Origin of the sequence: Propionimicrobium lymphophilum DSM 4903, assembly GCF_000423485.1 — a bacterium.
Classification (GTDB): Bacteria; Actinomycetota; Actinomycetes; order Propionibacteriales; family Propionibacteriaceae; genus Propionimicrobium; species Propionimicrobium lymphophilum.
Genome location: NZ_AUIB01000005.1, coordinates 117,492 through 143,406 on the forward strand (window position 1 = coordinate 117,492; position 25,915 = coordinate 143,406).

General features: G+C 56.2%; 17 protein-coding genes. 9 read left to right on the forward strand and 8 right to left on the reverse strand.

Going from position 1 to position 25,915, the window contains the following annotated elements; all coding sequences use genetic code 11:
- Positions 1–3 precede the first annotated feature (3 nt).
- Positions 4–702 carry a tRNA (N6-threonylcarbamoyladenosine(37)-N6)-methyltransferase TrmO gene (tsaA, locus tag G556_RS0103970; RefSeq protein ID WP_028821841.1) on the reverse strand — a complete coding sequence of 233 codons (699 nt, stop codon included), beginning with the start codon at positions 700–702 and terminating at the stop codon, positions 4–6.
- Between the two features lie 45 nt (positions 703–747).
- Between tsaA and G556_RS0103975 the strand changes: the two genes are divergently transcribed.
- The 4 genes from G556_RS0103975 to G556_RS0103990 all read left to right on the forward strand — a co-directional run bounded on the left by G556_RS0103975 (position 748) and on the right by G556_RS0103990 (position 5,194).
- The gene (locus tag G556_RS0103975) at positions 748–1,518 is read left to right on the forward strand and encodes a YwiC-like family protein (RefSeq protein WP_028821842.1); all 771 of its coding nucleotides are present in this window, start codon (positions 748–750) and stop codon (positions 1,516–1,518) included.
- A 96-nt stretch (positions 1,519–1,614) separates the two neighbouring features.
- Positions 1,615–2,367 (forward strand): LolA-like protein, encoded by a 753-nt coding sequence (locus G556_RS0103980; RefSeq protein ID WP_155941736.1) that lies wholly within the window; start codon positions 1,615–1,617, stop codon positions 2,365–2,367.
- Between the two features lie 44 nt (positions 2,368–2,411).
- Positions 2,412–3,599, forward strand: coding sequence for a DUF1015 family protein (locus tag G556_RS0103985; protein WP_028821843.1), 1,188 nt, complete (start codon positions 2,412–2,414; stop codon positions 3,597–3,599).
- Positions 3,600–3,676: 77 nt separating this feature from the next.
- A complete protein-coding gene (locus tag G556_RS0103990; RefSeq protein ID WP_028821844.1) occupies positions 3,677–5,194 on the forward strand; it encodes a succinyl-CoA:acetate CoA-transferase ScpC in 1,518 nt (505 codons plus the stop codon).
- A 56-nt stretch (positions 5,195–5,250) separates the two neighbouring features.
- Here G556_RS0103990 and G556_RS0103995 read toward each other — a convergent pair whose 3' ends face one another.
- Complete coding sequence (locus G556_RS0103995; RefSeq protein WP_028821845.1) at positions 5,251–6,789, reverse strand: UDP-N-acetylmuramoyl-L-alanyl-D-glutamate--2,6-diaminopimelate ligase; 1,539 nt, start codon at positions 6,787–6,789, stop codon at positions 5,251–5,253.
- A 357-nt stretch (positions 6,790–7,146) separates the two neighbouring features.
- On the opposite strand from G556_RS0103995, the gene G556_RS0104000 reads away from it, so the two are divergent.
- Complete coding sequence (locus G556_RS0104000) at positions 7,147–8,358, forward strand: ATP-binding protein (protein ID WP_233418177.1); 1,212 nt, start codon at positions 7,147–7,149, stop codon at positions 8,356–8,358.
- 3 nt (positions 8,359–8,361) lie between these two features.
- Here the strand turns inward: G556_RS0104000 and G556_RS0104005 are convergent, their stop codons facing one another.
- Positions 8,362–9,399 carry a class I SAM-dependent methyltransferase gene (locus tag G556_RS0104005; RefSeq protein WP_028821847.1) on the reverse strand — a complete coding sequence of 346 codons (1,038 nt, stop codon included), beginning with the start codon at positions 9,397–9,399 and terminating at the stop codon, positions 8,362–8,364.
- 77 nt (positions 9,400–9,476) lie between these two features.
- On the opposite strand from G556_RS0104005, the gene G556_RS0104010 reads away from it, so the two are divergent.
- The 3 genes from G556_RS0104010 (at position 9,477) to G556_RS0104020 (ending at position 14,384) form a co-directional block, all read left to right on the forward strand.
- Positions 9,477–10,373: a pyruvate, water dikinase regulatory protein gene (locus G556_RS0104010; RefSeq protein WP_028821848.1), complete on the forward strand. Its 897-nt coding sequence runs from the start codon at positions 9,477–9,479 to the stop codon at positions 10,371–10,373.
- Positions 10,374–10,556: 183 nt separating this feature from the next.
- On the forward strand, positions 10,557–13,160 hold the full coding sequence (gene ppdK / locus G556_RS0104015) for a pyruvate, phosphate dikinase (protein ID WP_051176663.1): 2,604 nt from the start codon (positions 10,557–10,559) through the stop codon (positions 13,158–13,160).
- Between the two features lie 84 nt (positions 13,161–13,244).
- Positions 13,245–14,384: an FHA domain-containing protein gene (locus G556_RS0104020; RefSeq protein WP_028821850.1), complete on the forward strand. Its 1,140-nt coding sequence runs from the start codon at positions 13,245–13,247 to the stop codon at positions 14,382–14,384.
- Between the two features lie 169 nt (positions 14,385–14,553).
- Here the strand turns inward: G556_RS0104020 and dcd are convergent, their stop codons facing one another.
- Entirely contained in the window at positions 14,554–15,141 is a 588-nt protein-coding gene (dcd, locus tag G556_RS0104025; RefSeq protein ID WP_028821851.1) for a dCTP deaminase, read from the reverse strand.
- 419 nt (positions 15,142–15,560) lie between these two features.
- Here dcd and G556_RS0104035 point away from each other — a divergent pair, with 419 nt between their 5' ends.
- Positions 15,561–15,830: a hypothetical protein gene (locus tag G556_RS0104035; protein ID WP_028821853.1), complete on the forward strand. Its 270-nt coding sequence runs from the start codon at positions 15,561–15,563 to the stop codon at positions 15,828–15,830.
- Between the two features lie 140 nt (positions 15,831–15,970).
- On the opposite strand, the gene G556_RS0104040 is transcribed toward G556_RS0104035, so the two are convergent.
- From G556_RS0104040 to lepB, 4 genes are all read right to left on the reverse strand, one after another.
- On the reverse strand, positions 15,971–22,543 hold the full coding sequence (locus G556_RS0104040; RefSeq protein WP_028821854.1) for a SpaA isopeptide-forming pilin-related protein: 6,573 nt from the start codon (positions 22,541–22,543) through the stop codon (positions 15,971–15,973).
- Positions 22,544–22,612: 69 nt separating this feature from the next.
- A complete protein-coding gene (locus G556_RS10180; protein ID WP_051176651.1) occupies positions 22,613–23,536 on the reverse strand; it encodes a class C sortase in 924 nt (307 codons plus the stop codon).
- 3 nt (positions 23,537–23,539) lie between these two features.
- Complete coding sequence (locus tag G556_RS0104050; protein ID WP_028821855.1) at positions 23,540–25,159, reverse strand: SpaH/EbpB family LPXTG-anchored major pilin; 1,620 nt, start codon at positions 25,157–25,159, stop codon at positions 23,540–23,542.
- A 125-nt stretch (positions 25,160–25,284) separates the two neighbouring features.
- The gene (gene lepB, locus G556_RS10185; RefSeq protein ID WP_051176653.1) at positions 25,285–25,905 is read right to left on the reverse strand and encodes a signal peptidase I; all 621 of its coding nucleotides are present in this window, start codon (positions 25,903–25,905) and stop codon (positions 25,285–25,287) included.
- Between the last annotated feature and the right edge of the window lie 10 nt (positions 25,906–25,915).

Consider the following 25,915-nt stretch of genomic DNA (forward strand, 5'->3'; position numbering starts at 1 on the left):
TATTTAGCCTTCCGAAGCGGGCTCGACTTCCAGAACTTTCAGCCGTTTACCGTCGACGGTGAACCGCACGTTCCATCCGGCATAGGTCAGCCCATAAACGCGCTCGGCTTCGTGCTGATATGCGGGCCTGGGGTCTTGCGCGAGCACCCCATGCAGCTGCTCCAACACAGAAGCCGGGACATCGCAGGCCAGTTCCTCGGGGAAAATCACCTCGAGCTGATAGTCGGTGTTGCGGGTGGTGAAACCTAGCTCGGCATCCGGATGAGAATCCGCGCCCACGTACGGTTTGACGTCGAAGACCGGGGTGCCATCGGCAAGATCTGCACCCCCGACCACCAAGTCAGTTCCGTCCACCTCGAGCAGCCGAACGCACGACAGCCCGAGCCCGTTGGGACGAAACGGTGAGCGCGTCGCAAAGACGCCCATATGTTCGTTGCCGCCTAGTCTCGGCGGGCGAACAAGCGGCGACCAGGTGCTGCGAATGTTCTTGGAAAACTGCCAGACGATCCAGAGGTGGCTGAAGTCCTCAATGCCTCGCAGGGCATCGGCAACCGCGAATTCGCCATGAAATTCGACGCGCCCAATAATCTCGGGCACCAGACCAGCCTGCCTGGGAATGCCGAATTTTTGCTCGAACCCGCCACGATAGAAAGCGACCGGGCGAATAACCGCTTCTCCCGCTGCCGAATCTTTTTGACTCATCTAGCCCCCTAAGAACAGTTTGACTACCAGGGTAGAACAGAAACCATGGCTAAACGGACATCTGGGTGGTTAATCAGCCAGCACGGCGCCTACGCGATGCTGGCGGTGCCATTCATCGCAGGGTTGCGCTACACGCTTCAACCTGGGTGGTGGCTGACCGCGGTCGCGGCTGGCTGGGTGTGCGCATACATGGCTTTCAACGCCATAACGCTTTCTCTGAAGGCGCCCAAAAACCGTAAGGCAAGTTTTCGTCCGCCGCTAATTACTTATTCCGTGCTAGCTGCGGTATTTGGCGTCGTCTCGATCCTGTTCGGTGGTCTAGGACTGCTCGGCTGGGCCGGGCTGCTGCTGTTTCCAGGGACGATCGCGCTGTGGTGCGCGGCAACCGGGCAGGAACGCAGCGTGTTGAGCGGCATGATGACGACGCTCGTGGCCTCCGCAATCGGGCTCGTCGTGGCATATCCGTCGCTAACCAGCTGGCTGCACTTCGGTTCGGCAAGGCTGGACGCCATTTTGACGATCTGCTTCGGCTATTTCTTCGGCACGGTTCTGCACGTCAAGGCGCTGGTGCGACAGCACGGGAAATCCGGCGCGCGATTCAGGAACTTGTGCTGGCACGTGCTTGTGCTTGGTTTCGCGATCACGTCGGCTTTCGGCACGTTGAACTGGTGGTGGGCGGTGTTGGCCCTCGGCTGGCTGGTGCGCTCGTGCGTGATGTCTTGGTTTGACTCGCGCGGCAGGATCTCGGTCTCCACGGTTGGGCTGGTGGAGGTCGTCTTCAGCCTGTTGCTGCTGTTAGCGGTAATTTTTGCCTAACTTTCGACGCTTCGCCACGCGCCTGGGCGTTTTTTGTCAGCGCCTGCCATTAAGCTCGAAGTCAGTTGTTGATGACTAACTTTTTAGGTGGGCAATATGTCTAGGAATGTTTCACAGCCCTCGGCGCGCACGGCTAAGCGGCTGAGCGTCGGGCTGCTTTGCTCGTTGATCTGTCTTGCCGGTTGCGCCGCTCCCCCAGGCCAAACACGGATGTCGCAGAGCGAGCCCAAGGTGACAACGCCTGGCATAATCACGGGCCCAGCAACTGGCGATGGCAGCTCGGAGCACAGGCCGTCGCAGACCGGTTCGGTCGACGGCCGAGAGTTGGCACGCAAAATCGACGAGGCGATGGCCAGCCTGTCCACCTACAAGCAGGTCATCGAGAAGCAGTTGGAGAATCAGAGCGGCGAGTATGCTTCCAAGACTGATGTGATCATCGATCAGAGCGACCCCAAGAACGTGAAGATCAAGTCGGTTTCTCGGGACGCCGGCCTCGAGTCTGAATCGATCATGATCGGCGACACGGGGTATCTCAAGGATTCCTCCGGCGCCTGGCACAAGCAGGACGTGCCTCCGGCCCCCGAAGTTAAGGAGCCCGGGGCCAAGTTCGGTTCCTTGCTGCTTCAGGCAACGTCCGTTGAGCCGGCGGGTTCGGAGACCATCAACGGCATCGGCACCAAGAAGTACGCTCTTAAGATGGCGGATGGCACCGCGGAGATTTATGTGGATTCGCAGAACAGACTGGTCCGTAGTGTCGTCACCATTTCCGCGGACGGCGGCATGTCGGATAACCGGATGACGTACGGCGATTTTAATGCTCCAGTAACCATCGAGGCACCCAAGGTTTAACGCCGCTGGACGCACGAGACACACAGGTCAGGTAACCTCGAAATATGCCACTTTTCGAACCGTTTCGCGCTATCCGCTATTCGGCGGCAGCAAACATTGAGCGCAACGTAGCAGAGCCCTATGACGTGCTCTCTGAAGACGACGCCAACCTGCTGCGCGACCGCGACGACCACAACATCGTGTGGATCGATCTGCCCGAAGGCGGTAAAGATCGCTACGAGATGGCAGGGTTCCGCCTCGACGAGTGGCTGCGCGAGGGCATTCTTGAGAACGACGAGCGCGACTGCTTCACGATTTACCGCATGTCTTTCACCGATTCCGACAACGTCCATCGGGAAGTTACTGGCGTCGTGGGCGCCCTGAAGATAATGGACAAGAAGTCCGACGAGATCCTGCTTCACGAGCGCATCACCAAGAAGGACGAAGAGGATCGTCTCGAGCTGATGAAGGCAACCGCGGCGAACACTTCGTCGGTTTGGGGCCTGACCAGGGCAGCAGGCCTGACGAAGGTGCTAGGCAAGCCAGGCATTCGTCTGGCATCGGTCGTCGTCGACGGGGTTCGCCACACCATCGAGAAGGTGGAGGACCCGCGTCGGATCAGGGCAATCAGCCGCTTGATCTCCAATGCTCAGGTGGTGTTGGCCGACGGCCACCACCGCTACACCGTTTCGCGCACTTACCGCGACTTGGTTCGCAAGGAACTCGGCAAACACACTGACGCCGAGTTCACGCTGGCGTTCATTTCTGAGTTCAGCGAAGATCAACTGAATATCAAGGCCCATAACCGGGTCTACGACGGCATTTCGCTGAAGGATCTAAAACGCGACCTTTCGGGCTCTTTCACTTTTGAGGAATTCACCGAGCAGCTGGACGAAACGACCGTCAAGAAGATCGCCGCAACTAAGCGCTTCGTCTTGGTGGATTCTAGGGGCAACGCGCTGTGGCTCGTCCCACGTCCGGGAGCTTTCATGGGTGTTCGAGATCTGCCCGGGGCTCGTCTTGAACACGCCCTGGCGGGCAGTTTCGCCAAAGTTAGCTACGTGCACGGCATCGACCAGACCATCAAGGCGGCCGAGGACGCGACAGCAGCCATTTTGGTGTCCCCGGTCTCATTCAGCGAGATCGCAGAGGCTGCCAACAAGGGCAAACTGATGCCCCCCAAGTCCACTTATTTCACGCCCAAGCCCCTTACGGGATTTGTTATTCGACCCACCGCTAAGCTTCCGCAGTGAGATTAAGAGCATTGGGGCAGCAGCACACCTAGTTAGCGCTAGTGTTTAGTTGAAAGTTATTTATAGGGAGGAAACCCATGGCAGGCCGCATCGGCAACCAGAAATTCTTAGACAAGGTGATGAGCGCTGACGACGCAGCTGCGTTCATCGAACCGGGCGACAGCATCGGCTTCTCCGGATTCACCGGAGCCGGTTACCCGAAGGAAGTTCCTGGCGCGCTGGCAAGGCGCATCAAGGCAGCCACCGACCGTGGCGAGGAGTTCAAGGTTCGCGTCTTCACCGGCGCTTCTACCGCGCCCGAGCTCGACGGTGTTCTGGCCGAGACCAACAGCATGGCGTTCCGCACCCCGTACCAGTCGGATCCTTCGCTGCGTAAGGTTATCAACAACGGCACCACGGACTACTGCGACATTCACCTTTCGCACCTGTCCAAGATGATCAACCTCGGCTACATGGGCGATATCGACGTCGCAGTCGTTGAGGCCACCTTGATCACCGAGGACGGCAAGGTTGTTCCTACGTCGTCGGTCGGCATGAGCCGCACCTACCTGGCTCACGCCAAGAAGATCATCATCGAGGTCAACGAGTGGCAGACCGAAGACCTCTACGGCATGCACGACATTTACTACGGCATCGGCCAGGTGCCGCCGAACACTCCTCCGATCCCGATCACCGCTCCTGGCGACCTGATCGGCGAGAAGGCGTTCACCATCGACACCGACAAGGTTGTCGCCGTCGTCAAGACCAACGACCCGGACCGCAACTCGCCGTTCAAGCCGCTGGATGACGACTCCAAGAAGATCGCCGGCTACCTGCTCGACCTGTTCGACCACGAGGTTCGCCACGGCCGGATGCCCGCCAACCTGTTCCCGCTGCAGTCGGGTGTTGGCAACATTGCTAACGCGGTTTTGGCCGGCCTGCTGGACAGCAAGTACGAGAACATGACCTCTTACACCGAGGTTATTCAGGACGGCATGGTCAACCTGATCGACGCCGGCAAGATCTCGGTCGCCTCGGCAACCTCGTTCTCGCTGTCGCCTGACGCGGCTCACCACATGAACGAGAACGCGTCCGACTACCGCGGCAAGATCATCCTTCGTCCGCAGGACGTCTCGAACCACCCGGAGGTTATCCGCAGGTTGGGCGTTATTTCCTGCAACGGCATGATCGAGGCCGACATCTTCGGCAACGTCAACTCGACGCACATCTCCGGCACCCGCATGATGAACGGCATCGGCGGCTCGGGCGACTTCACCCGCAGCGCTTCGCTGTCGATCTTCGTTTCGCCTTCCACCGCGAAGGACGGCGCCATTTCGACGATCGTCCCGATGGTCAGCCACGTCGACCACACCGAGCACGACGTCATGGTCATCATCACCGAGTACGGTGTTGCCGACCTGCGTGGCCTGTCGCCGCGTCGCCGCCCGGAGGTCATCATCGACAACTGTGCGCACCCGGATTACCGTGCCGCCCTGCACGAGTACTACGATCGCGCGCTCAAGACCAACAAGGCGATCCACACTCCTATGGACATCGACAACGCGTTCAGCTTCCACCAGAGGCTGCGTGACACCGGCACCATGATGCCGAGCTAAGGTCTAAATAAAAAATATCCGAACCCCTTAGGGGTCCGGATATTTTTTATGCCTGGTTATTTTTCGCGGGCGGCGAGCGCCTCGCGGGCGACGACTCGGTCGTCCAGTTCGACGGGGCCGTCGGGCATGGGTTGGATGGTTTCGTGGCCGCGTCCCGCAAGCAAGACGGTGTCGTCTGGGCCTGCTTCGGTGATAGCGGCGATGATTGCCTCGCGACGGTCGGCGATCTCGATCACCTGGCCGGGCTTTGCGTCGCGGGTGCCCTCGAGGACGGCAGCGCGGATGGCCGCCGGGTCTTCCTCGTGCGGGTCGTCGTCTGTGACGTAGACCTTGTCGGCGAGTTCGCAGGCGATCTGCCCCAGAATCGGTCGCTTCTCCTGGTCACGCTGGCCCGCAGAGCCGAGCAGAATTATCAGCCTTCCCTTGGTTGTCGGTCGCAGCGTCTTAAGCACCTTGCGGGTGGCATCGGGGTTGTGTGCGAAATCGACGATGACGCGCGGGTTGGCGCTGATCAGTTCCATTCGCCCCGGGACGTGCACCTCGGGGCCGCCGGATATCTTGTCGAACAGCGCAGCCACCGCGCTCTCCCCCGCCTCGGCGGAAAGCAGATGTGCCGCCATGACGATTGCCAGCGCAGAGTTGGCGGCATTGTAGTCGCCGGGCAAGTTGACGGGCACCTCTTGGTGACCGACGGGTCCGTCCAGCGTCAAGGTGATACCGCCGGCGTTTTCGCTATAGCTGGCGTGCCAGTCGGCTTCCGCGTCGCCCATGGAAAGGGTTGTTAGGTTTTCTCCACAGGATTCCTCAGCGATTCGACGTCCCCACTCGTCGTCGACGATGACCACCTGGTTTTTGGATAGCTCAGGCGTAAACAGCCTCAGCTTCGCCTGGAAGTAGTTTTCCATGGTGTGGTGGAAGTCGAGGTGATCTTGGGTGAGGTTGGTGAATCCGACAACATCGAACCGCATCGGGCGCACGCGGCCCAGGCTTAGCGCGTGCGAGGACACCTCCATCACCACGTCCGTGCAGCTACTCTGCACCGCACTGGCCAAAATGGCCTGCAACTCGTCGGGGAACGGCGTGGTGTTCCGGGCTCCAGCATTCATGTCGCCGACCTCGACGTCAACGGTGCCGATGAGCGCAGGCTTGCGCCCGAGCTGACGAAGAATGGCTTTGAGCAGGTAGACGATGGTGGTCTTGCCGTTGGTGCCGGTGACGCCCCAGGTGTTGAGCTGCTCCGAAGGACTGCCCCAAGCCAGGCTCGACGCGGGCCCGGCTGCCTGGTTCATGTCGGAGACGACGAGCACCGGCGCATCGATTTCACCCGCGATTTCTGCGCCTTCGCGGTCGGTCAATACGGCAACCGCCCCAGCTTCCACCGCTGCTTTCGCGAACTTGGCGCCGTGGACGTGTTCGCCCGGCATGGCGACGAAAAGCTCGCCGCCGCGCACCCGCCGATTGTCGGCCACCGCGCCGCGGACCTGCACGGCTGCGTCGCCGATGACTTTTGCCCCGGCGGCGGAAGCCACCTGTTCAACAGTTGTAAGTTCTATCTTGCCCAGGTCGGGCATGAAGGGGATGCCGTCAGAGTGCATTTTCGCTCCTAACTCTGCCGGTCCGTTCGCCACTTGGGCGCGCGACACGAAGCAGGCGGATGTTGATCACTTAGCAATAATACGCATTCGTAAGCCTTAATCCGATTCGACCGGGCGCGCGAAAGCCCCACGACCGGCTGGCAGCATTCGGCAATGTTGAGGCCGCTAATGGGACGGGTCACCAGAATCGTCGCATCCAACAATTCTCGCCCTAAAACGTCACCAAAGCACCCCCTGGTTTGTCAACAATATGCCCCCTAAAACGTCACCAAAACACCCCCTAGCTGCTAACATGAGGGTGCTTAGGGAGGAAACGTGTACCTTGACCGAGTCGTAGACACGATAATAAAAGACACCTTGTCATATTCCGGTGGCATTCTGCTGGAGGGTGTTCGCGCATGCGGCAAAACCGAAACGGGCCGTCACCACTCGCTTTCAGAAGTCGCCTTAGATTCGGGGCTGCCTTCGATTGATACAGCTCTTGAAGTAGACCCCGCGTTGCTGCTCGCCGGAGATACTCCCCATCTTATCGATGAATGGCAGCTAGAGCCCAAGCTATGGAATGTGGTTCGTCGCGAAATTGACGCCCGCCAGAAACGCGGCCAGTTTATTTTAACCGGATCATCAGTACCGGCAGGTGATGCCCGACGCCATTCAGGTGCGCACAGGATATCTACCATCCGCATGCGTCCGATGACTTTGAGCGAACGCTTTCCCGAAAATAAGCGCGTATCCCTAAAAAAACTTTTCAACCGAGATGGTGTGGAGCCAAAATTATCCTCGCCCCTTTCGTTGACCGAGGGCTTAGAGCAGCTGGCGCACGGAGGTTGGCCATCCGATCGAAACCTAAGCAGCTCGCAAGCTCAAGCTCACCTTCGCGATTATCTCGACGATGTGGTTCAAAGCGATTTAGATCGGCTTGATGGAGAGCCTACCCGCAACCCCGACCGAATGCGGGCCGCCATTCGCTCACTCGCACGTAACACAGCCACGGAAGTGACTATGAAAACGATTGCTTCCGATATGAGCGGCTCCGAGAATGTTAAGCCCGAGACCGCCCGCGCATATCTAAATTCTCTTAAACGATTATTTATCTTGGAAGAACAAAATGCCTGGGCACCGCATCTGCGCTCGAGAGCGGTAGTTCGAACATCGCCTAAATATCATTTCGCCGATCCCGCTATCGCGATCGCAGCCCTTGGAGGGTCAGCTGATTCCCTTGTTAAAGACTTAAATTCTGCTGGCTTTTTCTTTGAATCTCAGGTAGTTCAGCATCTGCGCGTCTTCGGAGAGGCATTGCAAGCCAGAGTGTTCCATTACAGGGATTCGAGTGGACGCGAAGTTGACGCAATCGTTCAGCTTCCAGACGGTCGTTGGGGCGCGATTGAAGTAAAAATCGGACAGCGCCAGATTCCTGATGCTCAGAAATCGCTCACGTCTGCGGTCTCCACCATCGACGCAACCAAGACTGGCGAGTTGTCTTTCAAGGCAATCGTCACGATGGAGGGCCCTGTTATGACCTTAGAGGACGGAACAATCACATTCCCTCTTGCCGCACTAGGTGTGTAAGAATCACTGCTTAACTGACCTGGTGAGGGTGTAACCGGTGTTCTGCTCCATCACGGCGGTGGGGCCAATGCGCTTGGTCAGCGCAGCTTTCCAGGGCAGGTGAGAGTTGAACACGCACCAGAATTCGCCGCCCTCGCCAAGCACTCTGGCAGCCTGTTTGAACAGTTCGAGGGTGGGCTCGGACTCCTTCGCGATGCCCTTGTGGAAGGGCGGGTTGGTGACGATGACGTCGATGGAGCTGTCCTCGAAGCCGCTCAGGTCGGCGGCCCAGCGCACGTCGACGCGTGCCTTTGCCGTTGACGCGGTGCGCCGGGTTGCGTCAACGCCCGCCCAGCTAACGTCGATGGCGAAAATCTGCGAATCGGGGTGCATCTTGGCCAGGCTCGTGGCCAAAATTCCGTTGCCACAGCCAATATCCAGATAGGTGTCGGCGTCGGCGATCTGGCCCAGGCGTCCGAGCATCAGGCGGGTGCCGTTGTCCACCTTGTTGGTTGCAAAGGTGGCGCCGTTGGCCCACAGTGTCAGCGGCTTTTTGCGTCCGGCCACGTTCACCTCGGAGTGCCGCTTGTAGCGAGGCCAGTCAATTTGGCTACGGAACGGCGTGATAGCGCGCAGCGCACGCGACTTCTGCCGCCCGAGAGTCGCGCTCACGCCACCAAAGTGGCTGTTGAGCACCTCGTTCATAGACCGGTTCATGTGACGGTCGCGGCCGCCGGCGAGCACCATTACTTCGTCGCTGGCGTACGCGGAGATCCGTTGCGCGTATTGGTCCAGAGCACCGAGGGCCTTCGGCAAGCGCAGCCAGGCAAGGTCGACGTCTGCTAGCGAATCGGCATTCAGGTCGTCCAGACCGTCGACTACCCGCACACCCGGAGCAGCGAGTTCTCGGGCCCGGTCGGCGTCGCGAATATCATCACAAAAAATGATTACCTTGCCCGCCCGCTCCGCAGCAGCGGGTACTAGCTCGGGAGCATCGATCACCAAGATGGTGTGGGCGGCCTCGGGCGAATTGCTGACGATGATTTTGTCGACTGGATCCATGTGCCAATTGTCTCAGATGCGCGGCACGTTACGGCAAAACTATTCCCAGCGCCCGCGAGTTTGGCTAGCCTTGGAAAATGCCAGAAAACAGATTAAACATCCACGTCATCGCCGACTCGTCTGGTGAATCTGCCGCCCGAATCGCTCGCGCCGCGAAGGCGCAGTTCCCGAAGCTCACTATCGACATCATCAGTCATCCCCGGATCAAGGACGCAGAAAAGGCCATCGCCGCGTTCCGTGAGATCGCGAAATCCAGCGAAACGAATCCGGATCTGCCGATCGTTGTTCTATATACGTTCGTGAACCCCGAGATGCGCGCGCTGATCAAGCAGCTGTGCGAAGAGAACCAGTTGCAGCATGCCGACCTGCTCGGCGACACACTCGCCGCAATGGCAAACGCAACCGGCCGCACGGCTGACGGCGTCCCGATGCGCCCGGTACTCGCCGAGGCAGACTACTTCGACCGGATTTCTGCCATGGAATTCGCCGTCCGCAACGACGACGGCGTGATGCCGTCGGCAATCGCCGAGGCCGATATCGTGCTCGTAGGCGCATCGCGTTCCGGAAAGACCCCGCTCAGCCTCTACCTGGGCTACGTGGGCTACAAGACGGTCAACGTTCCCCTGGTGCCCGGCATCGAGCCGCCTGCGCAACTTCGCGAAATCGACCGTTGGCGCATCGTCGGGCTAACAATCGACGCCGAGCGGCTGCTCGAAATCCGCAGCAGGCGCGTCAAAGGCCTGGGCGGCTACGGCACCAAGGACGGCGGTTACGCCGATCTGGCCAAGATCTATGACGAGCTCGACGAGGTCGGCCGCATCCAGCGCTCGCTGGGCTGCCCGATCGTCGACACCACCGGCCTGGCAATCGAAGACGCCGCCGCACGCATCGTCGACATCGTCGATAACCGAGCAAACAAGGCCGGCACCGCGCTGCGACGCCCGCCCACCCAGACGTTGAAGATCAAACCTTAGCGCGGTAAAACGAAAGTAATACCAAATGAATTTGCTATAGCCAGTTAAGGCCATTTCGCCTAAGCTAGTTGCAGTTCGAAACAACGCGATAACTAAATATCGACCCAAAATTTAGTGCAGCAATTCAAAGGAGAATGCACAGTGACTAAGTACATCTACGCACTTTCAGAGGGCAACGCGACGATGCGTTCGCTACTTGGCGGCAAGGGCGCAAACCTGGCCGAAATGATGCGTCTGGGCGTGCCGGTTCCTGACGGCTTTACCGTCACCACCGAGGCCTGCGTCGAATCTATGAACAACGACGGCAACTGGCCGGCCGATCTTCGCGACCGAATCTCCACCGCCCTGGCGGAGTTCGAGGAGCGAGTCGGACGCAAACTCGGCGACCCCTCCAAGCCGCTGCTGGTTTCTGTGCGTTCCGGTGCTGTCGTCTCGATGCCAGGCATGATGGACACGATCTTGAACCTGGGCATCAACGACGACACTGTGCAGACCATCGCCACGGAATCCGGCAACGAGCGCTTCGCTTGGGACTGCTACCGCCGCTTCATTCAGATGTACGGCGAGGTCGTCGAGGGCGTGCCTGCCCACTTCTACGAGGACGCGCTGAGCGCCATGAAGTCCGACAAGGGCGTCGAAAGCGACACCGATTTGGACGCCGAAGACCTCAAGAAGCTGGTTGCCGAATTCAAGGAGATCAGCAACGAGCAGCTCGGCGGCGACTGGACTAACGACCCGAACGAGCAGTTGATGCGCGCAGTCGACGCGGTATTCCGCTCTTGGGGCAACCCGCGTGCAGACGTCTACCGCAAGGCCAACAACATCTCTCGCGACCTGGGCACGGCAGTTAACGTCATGCAGATGGTGTTCGGCAACCGCGGCGATACTTCCGCAACCGGCGTCTGCTTCACCCGTAACCCATCCACCGGTGAGAAGGGCGTCTACGGCGAGTTCCTTGTCAACGCGCAGGGTGAGGACGTCGTTGCCGGTATTCGTACCCCGCGCCACGTCTCGGAGATGCGCGACGTGCTGCCCGAGGCGTACGACCAGCTGCTCGAGACCATGAAGAACATGGAGCTGCACTACAAGGACATGCAGGATATGGAGTTCACCGTCGAGAACGGCAAGCTCTACATGCTGCAGACCCGAAACGGCAAGCGCACCGCGGCCGCCGCGTTGAAGATCGCCGGCGACCTGGTTGAGGAGGGCGTCATCGACAAGGACGAGGCCCTGCGTCGCATCGAGCCGGCTCAGCTCGACCAGCTGCTACACCCGGCCATCGACCCGGCCCACACCGCCAAGCCCGTCACCAAGGGCCTGCCGGCATCTCCGGGCGCTGCAGTTGGCGGCCTGGTCTTCGACGCCGACACCGCCGCAGAGCTCGGCGAAAAGGGCCAGAACGTCATTCTGGTTCGCTACGAAACCACGCCTGACGACATCCATGGCGTCCTCGAGGCGCAGGGCGTGCTGACCGCCCACGGCGGCATGACGAGCCACGCGGCCGTCGTCGCTCGCGGCTTCGGTAAGCCTTGCGTTTCCGGCGCCACCACCATCAAGATCGATCCCGAAGCCAAGACCCTGACCATCAACGATAAGGTCTACAAAGAGGGCGACGTCTTCACTCTGAACGGCTCCACCGGCGAGGTCTTCGACGAGGCGCTGAAGCTGATTCCGCCGCAAATCAACGAGGACTTCGAGCGCGTCGTCGAATGGGCCGATGAGGTCCGCACCATGGGTGTTCGCGCCAACGCCGACAACGCTGCAGACGCCACCCGTGCCCGCGAGCTGGGCGCCGAGGGCATCGGCCTGTGCCGCACCGAGCACATGTTCATGGCCTCCGACCGGCTGCCAGCCGTCCGCGAGATGATCCTGGCCGAGAACGCCGAACAGCGCGCAACCGCCCTGGAGAAGATCCTGCCGATGCAGCAGGCCGACTTCGAGGGCATCTTCACGGCGATGAAGGGCCTGCCGGTCACCGTCCGCCTGCTCGATCCGCCGCTCCACGAGTTCCTGCCCGACTTCACCGAGCAGTCGTTGAAGGTTCAGGAGCTTGAGCTCAAGGGCGCCGACGAGGAGGAGCTCGGCAAGGCACGAGCCACCCTGGCCCAGGTCAAGAAGCTACACGAGCAGAACCCGATGCTCGGCACCCGCGGTTGCCGCCTGGCGATGCTGTACCCGGAGATCCCGGAGATGCAGACTCGCGCAATCATCCGCGCAGCGCTGGCCGTGCTCGAGCGCGAGGGCGAGACGGTTGGCGTCGAGATCATGATCCCACTGGTCGGCCTGGAGGAGGAGATCAAGCGTCAGCACGCGATCGTCGATTCCACCGTCAAGGACGAGCTGGCAGCAGCCGGCAAGGAGTTGGAGTACAAGATCGGCACCATGATCGAGCTGCCGCGCGCTGCGCTGCTTGCCGACCGCATCGCCGAGCACGCCGACTTCTTCAGCTTCGGCACCAACGATCTGACGCAGACCACGCTGGGCATCAGCCGCGACGACGCCGAGAACGGCTTCCTGAGCGACTACGTCGTAGACCACGTGCTGCCACGTAACCCGTTCGAGTCGATCGACATCGACGGTGTTGGCCAGTTGGTTCGCCTAGGCGTAAGCAACGGACGCAGCACCAACGCAAAACTGAAGTGCGGTGTCTGTGGTGAGCACGGCGGCGACCCGGACTCCATCGAGTTCTTCCAGACCGCCGGCCTGAACTACGTCAGCTGCTCGCCGTACCGCGTGCCGATCGCCCGCTTCGCTGCAGCGAAGGCCGCGATGGATAACGAAAAGTAACCCGACTAAATTAGCGAGGGGCCGCGTCTTTGGGGCGCGGCCCCTCAACTATGCTGCAAACTATCTAGTGACGAAAGGACTACTTTGCTTGCCAAGAGAAACCTCAGGTATACCCGCGGCGATTGGCTGCTGGTTTGTGGCCCGTGTGCAGCCGTTCTGCTGCCTCCCGGCGTAGCGACGGGCGCAGCTACCGAGCAGATCTGGCACGCCGTCGGACAGCAAAGCCTTTCGGAACTCATGCAGACCCTTTCCGCGCTCGGCCTCGATGGCTTCGAGCGTCAGGCCGTTTTTACGTGGGACGACGAACGGGTGCACATCATGCTGCGCGGCGAGATCAACGTCATCGATGCCGTTAGCGGGCACGTCGTCGCTTCCGGTGCCGTCGGCCAGTGGTTCGAAAGTTCGTTACACGAGCAGCAGATAGCGGTAAAGCTCGACTCCGAAACCGGCTTCGAGATGCCGCTGGTTGCGGGCGCCGCGTTGGTTTCTTCTTTCGGCGTCGGGGTTACTCAAGCCGCACCCGTCGGCGTTGAAAAAACCGAGGTTTTGGACCTCATGGCGCCGTATGCTCCCGGGCAGGATGCCGTCGAGACATCTCCGTTGGGCACCTTCAACGAGGTGGACAAGCTTTTCCAGGCAGCCTGGCAGCCGAACCCGTCGCTGGGTGCGGGCTGGGGTGCGGACGCGTCTAAGCAGCCCCCTAAGATTGCACAACCCGTACAACCAGAACCGCGCGATCCGCAGCCAGAGCCGATCCAGGTTGAACAGGTTGTCGAGGAGATCCCTGCCGTCTCCGACGATCTTCTCGAGGATCTGCCCGAAGACCCAGAGCCGTTCTACGAGGAGGCTCCCGTCGACGCGCCCGAGCCCGTCATGCCGGCTCCCGCGAAACCGCGCGAGAAGAAGTTTGTGCTGCGTGCCCCCGACGGGGTGCTTCACGTCATTGAGAGGCTGACTTTGGTGGGCAGGGCGCCGCACGGCGACGATGACCCCCAGATCATTCGGGTGCAGAGCCCCAACCAGGACATCAGCCGAACCCACCTGAGCGTGCTCCCCTCGGCGGGCGGCCTTGAGTTGACCGACGAACGCTCCACCAACGGCACGATCATCACGATGCCCGACGGCAACCGCTATTCGCTGACCCCAGGCAGCGCCACCTTCGTCCAGGAGGGCACAAGGATCGACCTGGGCGACGGCCAGGTTCTAGACGTGCTCACCCAGTAACACCGCAATCAGCCCAGCCACAACCGTTCCAAGAAACAACGAGGAGAAAAAAGCTCGACACCGAGCATTTTCTTCCACACTTATCAGCCAAAAATTAACGGGCCCCAAAAGGTTCGACATCAAGCTTTTTGGGTCCCGTTAATTCTTAAGACGGCTGCGGCTAAGAAAACTACTCGGCCAGGGGCACGTTTGTGCGGTAGAAGTTCTGGTACGAACGGCTAGCCGTCGGACCGCGCTGACCCTGGTAGTGAGAGCCGGTGGACGAGGAACCGTACGGGTGCTCGGCGGGCGACGACAGCTGGAAGAAGCAAAGCTGGCCGATCTTCATGCCGGGGTACAGCTTGAGCGGCAGCGTCGACATGTTGGACAGTTCGAGCGTGATGTGGCCGTTGAAGCCGGGGTCGATGAAGCCCGCGGTGGAGTGCGTCAACAGGCCGAGACGCCCGAGTGACGATTTGCCTTCGAGGCGGGCTGCGACGTCGTCGGGCAGCGTCACGTACTCGTAGGTTGCGCCCAGCACGAACTCTCCGGGGTGCAGAACGAACGGGTCGTCGCCGTTGGGAGTGACCATGCGGGTCAGTTCGTTTTGTTCGGCGGCCGGATCGATCACCGGGTAGCGATGGTTCTCGAAGATGCGGAAATAGCGGTCCAGGCGCACGTCGACGCTGGAGGGCTGAACCATTTCCGGGTCCCACGGGTCAAGGCGCACGCGGCCGGAGGAAATCTGAGCGTTAATGTCGCGGTCTGACAACAGCATGTTCTAAATCTAGCGAATAAGGGACGGTTTAACCACGGAACAGCAGCAACGCGAGACTTTAGCAATTAAAAGCAGTTCTTACTTGGGCATACATCTGCTTCACATCATGCGTATACTTATTGATATACAAACTGATTTACGAGATTCGGAAAGACTTTGGCTCGCATTCATTCACACGCCTTGAAGCACGGCTTAGCCCCTGAGCAAGTTGCTTATGCCTGGGAAAACGCATTGCGCTCAAGGCAACGCCACGGAGCAGATGACCCGCCGTTATGGATAGCGGTAGGCCCACTGCCTGATGGCAGGCTAGCGGAACTGGTTGGCTTCCTCGATGATAAGGGCACCTGGTGTATTTTTCACGCGATGGTTCCTCCAACTAAAAAGTTTTTGAAGGAATTAGGACTTAAAAAGGGGTAACGATGTCAGAAATTAGAGCAGCTGACGGAACTTTGGTCACCGACGAGATGATCGAGTCTTGGGGCCGGGATTTGGACGCTAATCGCTGGCCACAGGGATGGGTCAACGTCGGTGAGGCTACTGACGGGCCAGCCAAAAAGGAGCCCGCGGTCACCCTATCGGTCAAAATCTCCGCGGGAATGAAGCAGGCGATCTCTAACAAGGCTAGCCAGGAGGGCATCAGCGTCAGTCAGGCTACTCGGCAGCTTTTGGCTCAGGCCCTGGCTAACTGATTAGGCGCCTGGTGGCTCTCGCTGAATCTGTAGGCCTGGTATTGGTTTCTTGAGTAGCTGGTCACGGCCAGGGTTAGCGCAAGCAGGCAGCAGATAATCCCGGCGACCCGCAGCAAGCTGCTGATCCCCGGGATTTCTGGTTAGTCGTCTTCGCGGTTCCGGCGACGATAGAGGAAGCCCAGCGCTGCGCCACCGACCAGCAGAACACCCGTGACCGTGAAGATTACGGTGCCAATGCCGCCGCTCTTGGGCAGGATGTAGGTGCCGTAGTTCTTGACCACTGTCGCTGCTGGGTTCTGACCACCGGCAGGCTTGGTGAACTCCCAGCCAGCCCAGGTAGCCCCGTATCCTGATGGCGCCTTTAACTCGGCAACAAAGTATTTGTCACCATTAAGGCCATCAAAGGTAACTGCTCCATCAGCACCGGAGACTTTAGTTTTGGCTAAGTAATAGGTGGTGCCGTTGTAGTCCTTGGTTGCTGGCACATCTGCACCAATAGCGTTAACCTCAGCTTCGGCCATTGCCTCGGATTTATCCGTGCTGTAAAGCCCGAATGTAGCACCAGGCAGCGCCTTGCAATCGGTGTCAGTCTTACATGCGTCGCCATCGACCTTTTTCAGATCAATCTGCCACTTGTCTTGTTTGTTGACGGCAGTGAAATATAGCGATTTGCCATTTTCATATGCGAACGTCAAGTGGTCGCTCTGCACAGTAGGAGCCTCGCCATCGACTCCGTTACTAACAGTGAATTTCATCAGCTTGGTGCCTGAACTGTTTGGAATCTCCACAAGCTGGTACTGCTTACCAGCTTGCCAAGCCCAATCAGTTTCGGTTGCCTGCCACTCGCCGTTGGCGTAGCTGTAAATCTTCTGCGCACCGATAACAACTTCATCTGACTGTGACTTATTAGCCGGCACCGTCACGTCTACAACAGTGAATGTGCGTTTGCGCTCAGTCAATGCATCACCCAGCGCCTTGTTTTCTAGCTCATTGGCGCTAAGTGGCTCACCCTCGTATATCGCGAATCGATATGTTTTGTCTGTATTGAGAGTAAGTGGTTTATTCTCAGCGTCAATCACGCTCTTTTGCAGCTTCACGACGTTTGGAACTCGCACACCAACCTTAAGCGGGATAGCCTGCAGCGTGAGGTTGGAGCCAGGTTCAAGATAGCTATAGCCGAAGGTATTCCAAGCTGTTGAGCCTGGTTTAACCGTCTGACCAGCCGCCACTTTGGCATCAAAACGCACCCTAATCGCGGTGTTAGCGTCGATGGTGTAATTGCTCGAAGCGGCATCGTCTATCCGCACTCGAATCGAGCGAGAAGAAGCCGTTTTCCCGCCCCAGACGGATGTAGCGGCCCAATCTTCTTCGGTAAATCCTGTTGATTTATCAGAGAATTCGACTTTGTACTTACTCGCGTCTACCGTTTGCCAGTCGCCGCTAGGTGTCTTGGTTTCTACCCTGACGTTTGGATCATCAGCAAAATCGACCTTAAACTCGCTATGCCTTGGTGGCTGACCGAAAGTGTATTTATCGGATAGCTCAGCGAGATTATCTATAAGCGTCATCTGCTTCAGCGGATCGTTTTTGTTATTAGTCACCTGCAGCGTGTAAGTAAACTCGCTGTCCTGGTTAGGCAACATTATGAAGTTAGTCTCGTTGTTGGAATTAGTGTTGTTTTCAGGCTTTGCCTTCTCTTCAACACTCTTACCTGACGAGGTATAAGCGTCTTGTGCAATAGGAACAACCGCTTCAGAAACTACTGAAGGGATATTCTTAATCACCTTGTTATTATAAAAACGCCCATCTCTGTTGCTGAACCCATAATGTGGCCCATCCCAGATATCCCCACTATTCGGGTTTTTGGCTTGACCTAACCTCAAGTCCTGAGAAGTATTGGAACCGTGAATAACTGACCCAGGTGAATACTTATTGCTGGGCAACGTCACATAACCGCGGTTATAAGTCATTCGGTAATCACCCGATTTTTTCGGGTTTACCGCCGACACCTCGAGCGTGGAGGTCGCATATGGCTTTAGCGGTGTACCCGCGAACGAGTAGCCTCGTCCTGGCGGATACTGATCCCCAGTACCAGGCAGCACACGGACGTTCAGCCGCAGCTTCCCATCCTCAACTGTGTCGATTGATACGTGATAAGTGGCATTTCCGTATTGGCCAACAACAGTAATCGGAGCAGCCTGTCGTTCTTCGTCACTATTTTGTGGATTAACGATGAGCTTTTGCCTTATATCCCGAAACGCGAAGTCCCTGATATTCAAATAAACTGCTTTAGGATTCCCCTGGCTGTCATATTCCCAGTTGCCGAAGCTGAACAGTTTATAACGCTCAGGATTCCACTGATTATGCCTAGTCGTCGGCCCAGGAAGATTCTCAAACCTGACATCACCAGTAAAGACGTATCCCTTATCAAGAACATCAGAAATAACGTAATCAGTTATAGGCTGGCCAGAATCATTGTAGGCCTTGACCTGCCAGGTAAGGGTGTCAGAATATGTCGCTGTGGCCGGTGAATCGGTTTTTGTTCCCGTCTGAGACGTTTTAGAAAGTAGTTTTTTAGAAACACCAGGCACAGTGTTATTTTCTCGATAATTCTTAACCTCTGAGGCTAGCCACTGGGTGTTATCGTCGCCACCAGCATAACCTTCCTGATTAGCCGTGGCAGTGTCGATGATATTTCTGTCACCATCATTTGTCGGGTTAGCCTCTTGCGGCTTAGCAGAAATCTTGACCACATTATTGGTCTTAGCACCACGCCCATCGAAATTGTCATAGGGCATAACCAAGCCATTCTTGGCGATATCCTCGGTGTATTTTTCTTCCCCAACTGCCGCATAGTATTCAAAAGCTAAGGTCTCGCCAGCATTCAAATAATATTTACCCCTCACCTCGTCATATGCGAGGTTTGAACCAGTTATCGAATTATCGAAAGAAAAAGTAACGCGCTGTGGGTCATTATTGTCGATAGCTGTGTGAACGCTTGCTTTCTTAGGCACCGAATCTGAACCAGAAATGCTCACCGGCACGTTAGCAGAATTAGTTTGCCAGTGCGCCACGAGGTCTAGGTCACGAATACCATTTAATTGTTTAAATATATCGACCTTAGGGCCTTCATTATCCGTTTCAACAATTACCGCGTCTTTTTTACATGGCTCGCCCCAGAAGTTATCTGGAGTTTCTACCTTGCATCGTTCTTTAGGAATCTTATTTTCATCAGAAATGCCAGCCACAAATTTGAAGCCCTTTGGCAATTTGTCTTGAACCGGATTGAGATACAGCCGAGATTCGCCATCGTTGTGGATTACCGCGTAATACTGCACCATTCCTTCATAGGTATCGTTAGGGCCGAGGACAGAGTTATAGTATTTCACTCGACCACTGCTAGAGGGGTCCGGCAAAAGCGCTTGGAAGGTAGCTGTCAGATCGCCACCCCCCATATCAATGATGTATCTGTCTTCCTTTACTGTTCCCGTCGCAACTACACCTTTCTGCAGCACTGGCGAAGATTCCCCGCCCAGATAGTGGCTGACGGAAGAATTAGCATCCTTAACATGCCAGGTGTTGTAGAGCGTCGATTTGCTGTAGGTCTGCTTATATTTGGCCCACTCGGTGCCGGCCTCGGGGAACTTCACCTGCACATAAAGGTAAACAGTTTTACTCAGTTCTGCTTCAAAGGTATCTGGCCAAACAATGTATTGTTGTCCAGCCTCGACCTGGCCAGAAGCAGGGTTTTTGTTGCTAAGAGACCAGTCATTTAAGCTACCGGAAATTTGCTTCAGGCTACTTTGCGCCGGCACCTCTATATGAACGTTTTCCTTGTTCCAAAGCCATCCTTCGCCGGTTCTAGGAAGCGCATCATAAATATCTGAGCCTTTGAGCTTGAAAGGTTCAGTGCCGATATGCGCAATTGCTAATCTATAGGTCACCTCACTGCCAGGGTTCACTACAGATGATGAAACCGTAGCGTCCTCGCTTGGTGTTTTACCCCGTTTAGTCACGATAGTTTTTTGTGCCGAGAGCTTAGAAAGGTTCATCTCGGTTTTATCCGTGATTGAATACTTTGGCGGTTTGATACCGCCAAGATTTATCGCGTCTGGATGCCCTGGAGTAGATGGCAGATAGTCAGTACGTTCAGGGTCAGTAAGGGTTTTATATCCAACAGTGACTGTCGAAGGATTTTTGAAATCTTGCGAGGCCATGAACCAGAACGTGGTGGTTTTAATGCCCCGATTGCTGTCAAGTTTTTCAACTTTAATAGTGTCAGCAATGAACTTTTTCTCTGTTACTGCGCCAGCAGCATCCTCTTTTGCGGTGAACACTACATTTTTGTAGGCACCAGGTTTATCAAGGACGTAGTAGTCAATGCCGTTAATTTTCTTTTTAGTCAAACCAACAGATGGTTCGCCTAGATGCGCATTATCTTGATTAGCTGGCACTAATAAGATTTGCGCCCCAGAAAGCTCATCTACCATTGGCAGAGCAGCATAATCGGCTTTGCCGCCAGCTCGCTTAACAGTCAGCTCATAGTCAACAACTGTTCCAGCAGGTATTGTGACGCCTTTTTGCTCAACCTTTTTGTTTTTCGCGTAGGCGCTCTTGGTCACTTCGAAGTCGCGCTGCACATCAACCTTGTCCGGCACATCCGGACCGGTCAGGTTCACCTTGTTGGTGGTGTCCTCGGCGCTTAAGTCGCTCTTGGCCATGAACTGGTCTTTGATGGTGGCCCTAACGACGTGCGTGTAGTTCTGGCCTCCGTATATAGTCTTGTAGGGAACGTCCCAGGCCAACGTGTACCTGGTTTCATCAACCGCGACGAGCTTTTTGAGTGCCTCCCCCAGCGCTTTAGGTGTGTTTTCGACCACGACAGCCGAACCGCCGTCGCGAGAAATCTCGATCTTTCCTTGCTGATTTTTCTTCAGCACGTAAGACGTCTGGGTGGATTGCGAGCATTCTTGTGCCATGCCCGCCGACGGCGTGACTTCTTTGCCGCTGCTGCTTTGCTTCTTTTCGATGGTCGCGTCGCAGTACTGTGCCGCATCGATCGAGATAGTTAGGCGATCTCCGCCGGATGTGGCGAACATGTAGTACATCTGTGCGGGCGAGACGTAGTAAGCGCCCGGCAGCCGGTCGACGATCTTGCCCTCATCCGGCTCTCCCTCGTTGACGATCCACGGCCCAGAACCCTCGTTCTTGGCGGTGATGGTGAAGTTGATCGGGTCTCCACGACGGTAGACATCTTTCTCTCCGTTGGGATGAGACTTAGTAACCACAGGACGCGGGCCATCAACCGTCACAGTGGTGTCTACACTAGCGTCAGATTTAGCCGGGTCAGAGTGAGAATACTCAGTTTTTACGTCTAATTTGTTAGATACCTTGAACTGTGCACCGGCTGGCGGGGCATAGGCACCCTGAGTTGCGGTATCCCAACCGTCAGGCTGTTTAACTAGCAGGAAGTTGTCAGCGAAGCGAATACGAAGTTTCCGCTCTTCTTCATTCCTGTAACCCTTGGATGTCACATAAGTTATCTTGATTTGCTTGGAGTTAATCTCATAACTTACTGAGTCACCTTTGTCATAGTAGGTGCTGTAGCCATAAATACCGATTGCGGGGTTATCATCCTTGCCGATAGTCGAGTAGTTAGATGACACATCACCCCAACCAGGAGTTCTAGAGTTCCAAGTTTGGATGGTCCCAACTTTAGAGATTCCCTGTAACAAGTCTTGGTTTATCTCTAAACCGTCAGGAATAGTGAACGTATCTGTGTATGTCCATTTCACCGCTGGATCTTGGCCAATTTTACCTTTTGGAGCCGAGGAGTTGGGCTGGCCAGCATCTTTCAGCACATAGCGTAGGTCTTTTATGAAATAACGGCCAGTTTTAGCGTCATAGCCAATTGACGGATCTGAGGAAGCCGGCCAGGTACCACCACTACCGTCTGAATGGCCTTTACCTACTAGCTCTTTTTTTGCCTGGTATTCGATACGTGTGGTGTCCCAAGTCGCCTTGTGTACGCCACAAGTAGGCACGGCATCAGCAGCAGAGGGCGCCTTATCGGAAGCATCTGCAGGTACAGCCTGCCCCCAAACTTCAACTGAGCCTCCAGCAGAAACCGGAGAATCGAAGCTAGTAAATACGGGGATAGTAAAGGTATCGCCTACACCAGTGCTTTCTAGCTCAATGTAGTAAAGGTTTTCTTCACCCTCGACTTGTTTGAACCAAAAAGGGTTCTTGTCAGGTGGCGTCTGGTAATACTTGTTGCCTGGGGAAAGTTTGCCGTTTCCACCCACCACATAGCCACGGGCTGCTGCATCAGCATTAGCCTTGTTGTCAGTGAACTTGAAGAAGACTCTGAACTTCTGGCCTTTAGTTGCTGCTGTGTTAGAAACAGCGATCGACTGGGCAAAAGATTCACCCGTCCAGCGTTTGTGGATACCGCCAACTACCTTCGGATCTTTTTTAGTGTTCTGGTTTTCGGCTACTGCCACTTTGAGGTCGCCAGTCACCAAAACATCTTCAACCGGTGTGCCAGGGTCTACCGCGCAGCCAGGAGCGCGCACACCTAATTTCTTAGTGCTATCGGCATCCACCGAGAAAGCCTGCATGGTTAGCGCCAGCAGAGTACCTAAAAGGGTAATGGCAGCTAGGAAAACCAGATATTTCTTAGCTGTTGCACTTTGAATTAATTGCTTAGACACTCTTCCCCCTATTCGCCATAAACACCGGCACTAAGGCCAATGTGGCGAAAAACATCTTCAACTTATCCATTACCCAATGCCCCCTATTTGGTAGCTTTCCAGCTTTGCGGAACGCTTTCTGTGCCGCCTAGTCCAGGTCAGCGCCCAAACGAAAAGGATCGTAAACACCGGAACCGACATGAACGACGAAACCAGAACCGGATTAACCTTCACTGCGTCTGCCGCAACATATCCGCCCCCATCTAGATAGCTGGCTCGATGTCCCCTAACTAGCAGCCGGTGCGTGTTAATCGCATAAGGGGTGCAGGTAACTAGCGTGACGTAATCCTCGCCATTTACTATCTGTAAGTTCTGCACCTCATCTGGTTTCACCACCCTTACCTGATCAACGACATAAGCCATTGACCTATCAAGGATGTGCAAAACGAACCGGTCACCTTCAGCCATCTGATCTAGATCAGTGAATAACTTTGACGTCGGCAAACCCCGATGCCCCGATAGGGCAACATGTGTGCCTGCACCACCTGTAGGTAGTGACGTGCCAGGAATATGCCCAACGCCAATCTGCAACACTTCATCTTCAACACCGTGATAGACGGGTAGGGAAACACCTAGTTTCTTTATCTCAAGGTGTCCCATCATCGAATCACCAGTGATGTTAAGCAGTGAATCATATTGAGTTTTTTGTGCCGGCGACATGTGCAGCCTTGCCGGGTTATTGACTAGCTGACGGTTGTATTCTTCAGCAGCCGTCCAGAACCTACTGAAATCCTGTGGCGTCATCTTGGCCACCGCTGCATCGTAAGTGGCGATTGCTCTGCCTTGGCGAAGCGAGTTGTAGTAGTCAGCTATCGACGGGTAGAGCAACACCAGCAAGCCAATAACGAAAGCCAAGACAAGTAGCCAATCGACTAGCTTGCCTTTGACTTTCTTGCTTTTCTTCCCGCCAGCACGTCGCCCGACTTGCCGACGGGAAGAAAAAGCAATATTCATCGGTTAGGCGTTCGCCTTGCGACGACGGTAGGCGATGCCGCCACCGGCAGCAGCCATAACGGCCAGACCAGCAACGGTGAACAGTGCAGTACCCATGCCACCGGTCTTCGGTAGGTCAGAACCCGAGGTGTTCTGAATGTTCTGAGAAACGCTCGCATCAGCAAGGCTGCCATCTACGGCAGCAGAAGTGCCGGAAGCGATCTTCAGCTCAGTCAGTTCACCTTGACCCTGAGCATTTTCTTGGTGCTTTGCAGAGATGACGAACTTGAAGAAAGCAGCATTCCCATCTGGCAGGTTATAGCCGGTTGGTGCAGCAGTCTCTCTCAGGTAATAGGTGCCAGCATCAAGACCCTCGATAGCGAACTTTCCACCTACAGGAGTCGACATCTCGGTGCCGCCGTCACCAACAACCCAACCAGTGATCTTGTTGTTGACGATCGTTGCAGACTTGGTCTTGTCAGAGTTGTACAGCTTGAACTTAGCGCCTTCAAGCGTCTGATTCTCGTTGGTGGAGTCGACCTTGGTGGTGTTCAGCTTGTAGGTGAACACCCAGGTGTGGTCTTCTGGAGTCTTGCCCTTAGGCTCACCGTCACCACCATTGACGTCCTTCTGGTAGACAACGTGCGACTTGTTGCCATTGCCCTTGTCGTTGATAACCGCGTTCTCGTTCACCGTTGCGGTGTACTCAACGATAACGCTTGAGTCAGTGGTCAAAGTAGTGCCCGCAGCAGTGGCAGCAGCTTTCAAGTCATCGAACATGACAGAGAAGTCGTTACCACCATCGTAAGGGGCTGATTCGGCAGTTGGGGCCACATCAGAAACGGTGTAGTTAGCCGCTGGGACTTCCTTGCCATTAATGGTGACCTTCACCGTGCTCTTATTGAAGGTGAAGCCCTTGGACAGGGTGTCCTTGAAGCCGTACTTGTAGGTGGTGAAGTCCGCGATGTTGCTCGGCATGGTACCAGTCAGGCGGAACGGCACTTCCTGGCCGATTTCGTAGTCTGCGGTTTCGCCGTAGGCGCCGGTGCTATTTTCCTTAACTTCCTTGTCGTTGGTCGGAACCGAAGACTTGGACTTGACCTCAACATTGTTTACAACCTGCAGGATCGGTGAGGTCAGCGCAGCGGCATCTTTGTTGGTGTCCTTGACCAGGTAGAAACCAGGAGCGACAGCCTCGGACTTGTAGGTGAAGTTCGGAGCGTCACCGGACTTGGTGAAAGACTTTGCGGTGCCGGAGACGTGCTTGGTGACGACCTTGGCGAGCTGCATGGCATCGTCGCCAGAAAGGCCGGAAATCTTGTTGGCGAACTCGGCCGCAGTGTCGTTAGCGGTGATGCCCTTGAACGAGATGCCAGCCAGCTCAGCAAGCAGTGCGGAGCTATCAACGCCCTCGCCCCACTGGATACCAGTCAGTCGTTGTTCGTTACCAGTGTCAACGGAGCCTTTTAGCACCTGGTAAGCACCGTAGGTGTGATCGCCCTCGGCAGCGGTTACGGTGATTGTGTAGGTGTCAGCAGCATGTGCCGACTTAGCAAACGGAACAACGCTTGCTGCAAGCATCATGAGGGCTAGGACTGCAGAAAGCAGACCCCCCCCCAATGCTTTTCCAGTCTTTTTGAACATTAAAATGCCCCCTAGATTTGGAGTGAACAAAGATCGGGGAAACACTCTTTAGCGCTTAGGGGGATATTCCCCCCCCCCCGACGGTTTTACTTTACACGAAAAAGTTATCAACACCAGAATTATTATTACTTGACAATTCCGAGCCTGGTCAGTGGCCAAACAATGAACCGAGCCTTACCAATGAGCTGTTCTTCTGAGACGGTACCAATAGCTTCCGAGCGGCTATCTACTGAAACATTACGGTGATCGCCCAGCACAAAGTAGCGGTTTTCTGGCACTTGGTAAGGAAACTTCATGTCGGACTGTCCGGTGTCAATGCCTTGCACATATTTTTCATCGAGCGGCTGGTCATTGACGAAAACCTTGCCGTCGCGAATGTCCACCCAATCGCCCGGGTTACCGATGACACGCTTCATCAACACCTTGTTGTTGTAGTAGAAGGCCATGATGTCTCCGGTGGAGAATTCCGACGAATGGTTGGCGACAACCAAGTCGCCCTCCCGAAGCGTCGGCTCCATGGACGTGCCGCGAATCTGCAGGACTGAAATGAAAAACGTCGAGATCAACACACTAACCGCGGCTACGACGACGATCACCTCGAAGGCACGCAGCAAAAACCGAAACAGCCTGGACTCCATCCAGCCCGCCCAAATCTCCCTCAACCGTGCGATCGGGCCAGCACCCCGTTCGGGCGTGTAATCATCAGGCTGCTCCGGCGCAGCACCCTCCAAAACTCGTTTAGCCATCAAACCCCCT

Coding starts and splice junctions, on each gene's coding strand:
- tsaA (WP_028821841.1), bottom strand. CDS start 702: ATGAGTCAAAAAGATTCGGCAGCGGGAGAAGCGGTTATTCGCCCGGTC.
- G556_RS0103975 (WP_028821842.1), top strand. CDS start 748: ATGGCTAAACGGACATCTGGGTGGTTAATCAGCCAGCACGGCGCCTAC.
- G556_RS0103980 (WP_155941736.1), top strand. CDS start 1,615: ATGTCTAGGAATGTTTCACAGCCCTCGGCGCGCACGGCTAAGCGGCTG.
- G556_RS0103985 (WP_028821843.1), top strand. CDS start 2,412: ATGCCACTTTTCGAACCGTTTCGCGCTATCCGCTATTCGGCGGCAGCA.
- G556_RS0103990 (WP_028821844.1), top strand. CDS start 3,677: ATGGCAGGCCGCATCGGCAACCAGAAATTCTTAGACAAGGTGATGAGC.
- G556_RS0103995 (WP_028821845.1), bottom strand. CDS start 6,789: ATGCACTCTGACGGCATCCCCTTCATGCCCGACCTGGGCAAGATAGAA.
- G556_RS0104005 (WP_028821847.1), bottom strand. CDS start 9,399: ATGGATCCAGTCGACAAAATCATCGTCAGCAATTCGCCCGAGGCCGCC.
- G556_RS0104010 (WP_028821848.1), top strand. CDS start 9,477: ATGCCAGAAAACAGATTAAACATCCACGTCATCGCCGACTCGTCTGGT.
- ppdK (WP_051176663.1), top strand. CDS start 10,557: ATGCGTTCGCTACTTGGCGGCAAGGGCGCAAACCTGGCCGAAATGATG.
- dcd (WP_028821851.1), bottom strand. CDS start 15,141: ATGCTGTTGTCAGACCGCGACATTAACGCTCAGATTTCCTCCGGCCGC.
- G556_RS0104035 (WP_028821853.1), top strand. CDS start 15,561: ATGTCAGAAATTAGAGCAGCTGACGGAACTTTGGTCACCGACGAGATG.
- G556_RS10180 (WP_051176651.1), bottom strand. CDS start 23,536: ATGAATATTGCTTTTTCTTCCCGTCGGCAAGTCGGGCGACGTGCTGGC.
- G556_RS0104050 (WP_028821855.1), bottom strand. CDS start 25,159: ATGTTCAAAAAGACTGGAAAAGCATTGGGGGGGGGTCTGCTTTCTGCA.
- lepB (WP_051176653.1), bottom strand. CDS start 25,905: ATGGCTAAACGAGTTTTGGAGGGTGCTGCGCCGGAGCAGCCTGATGAT.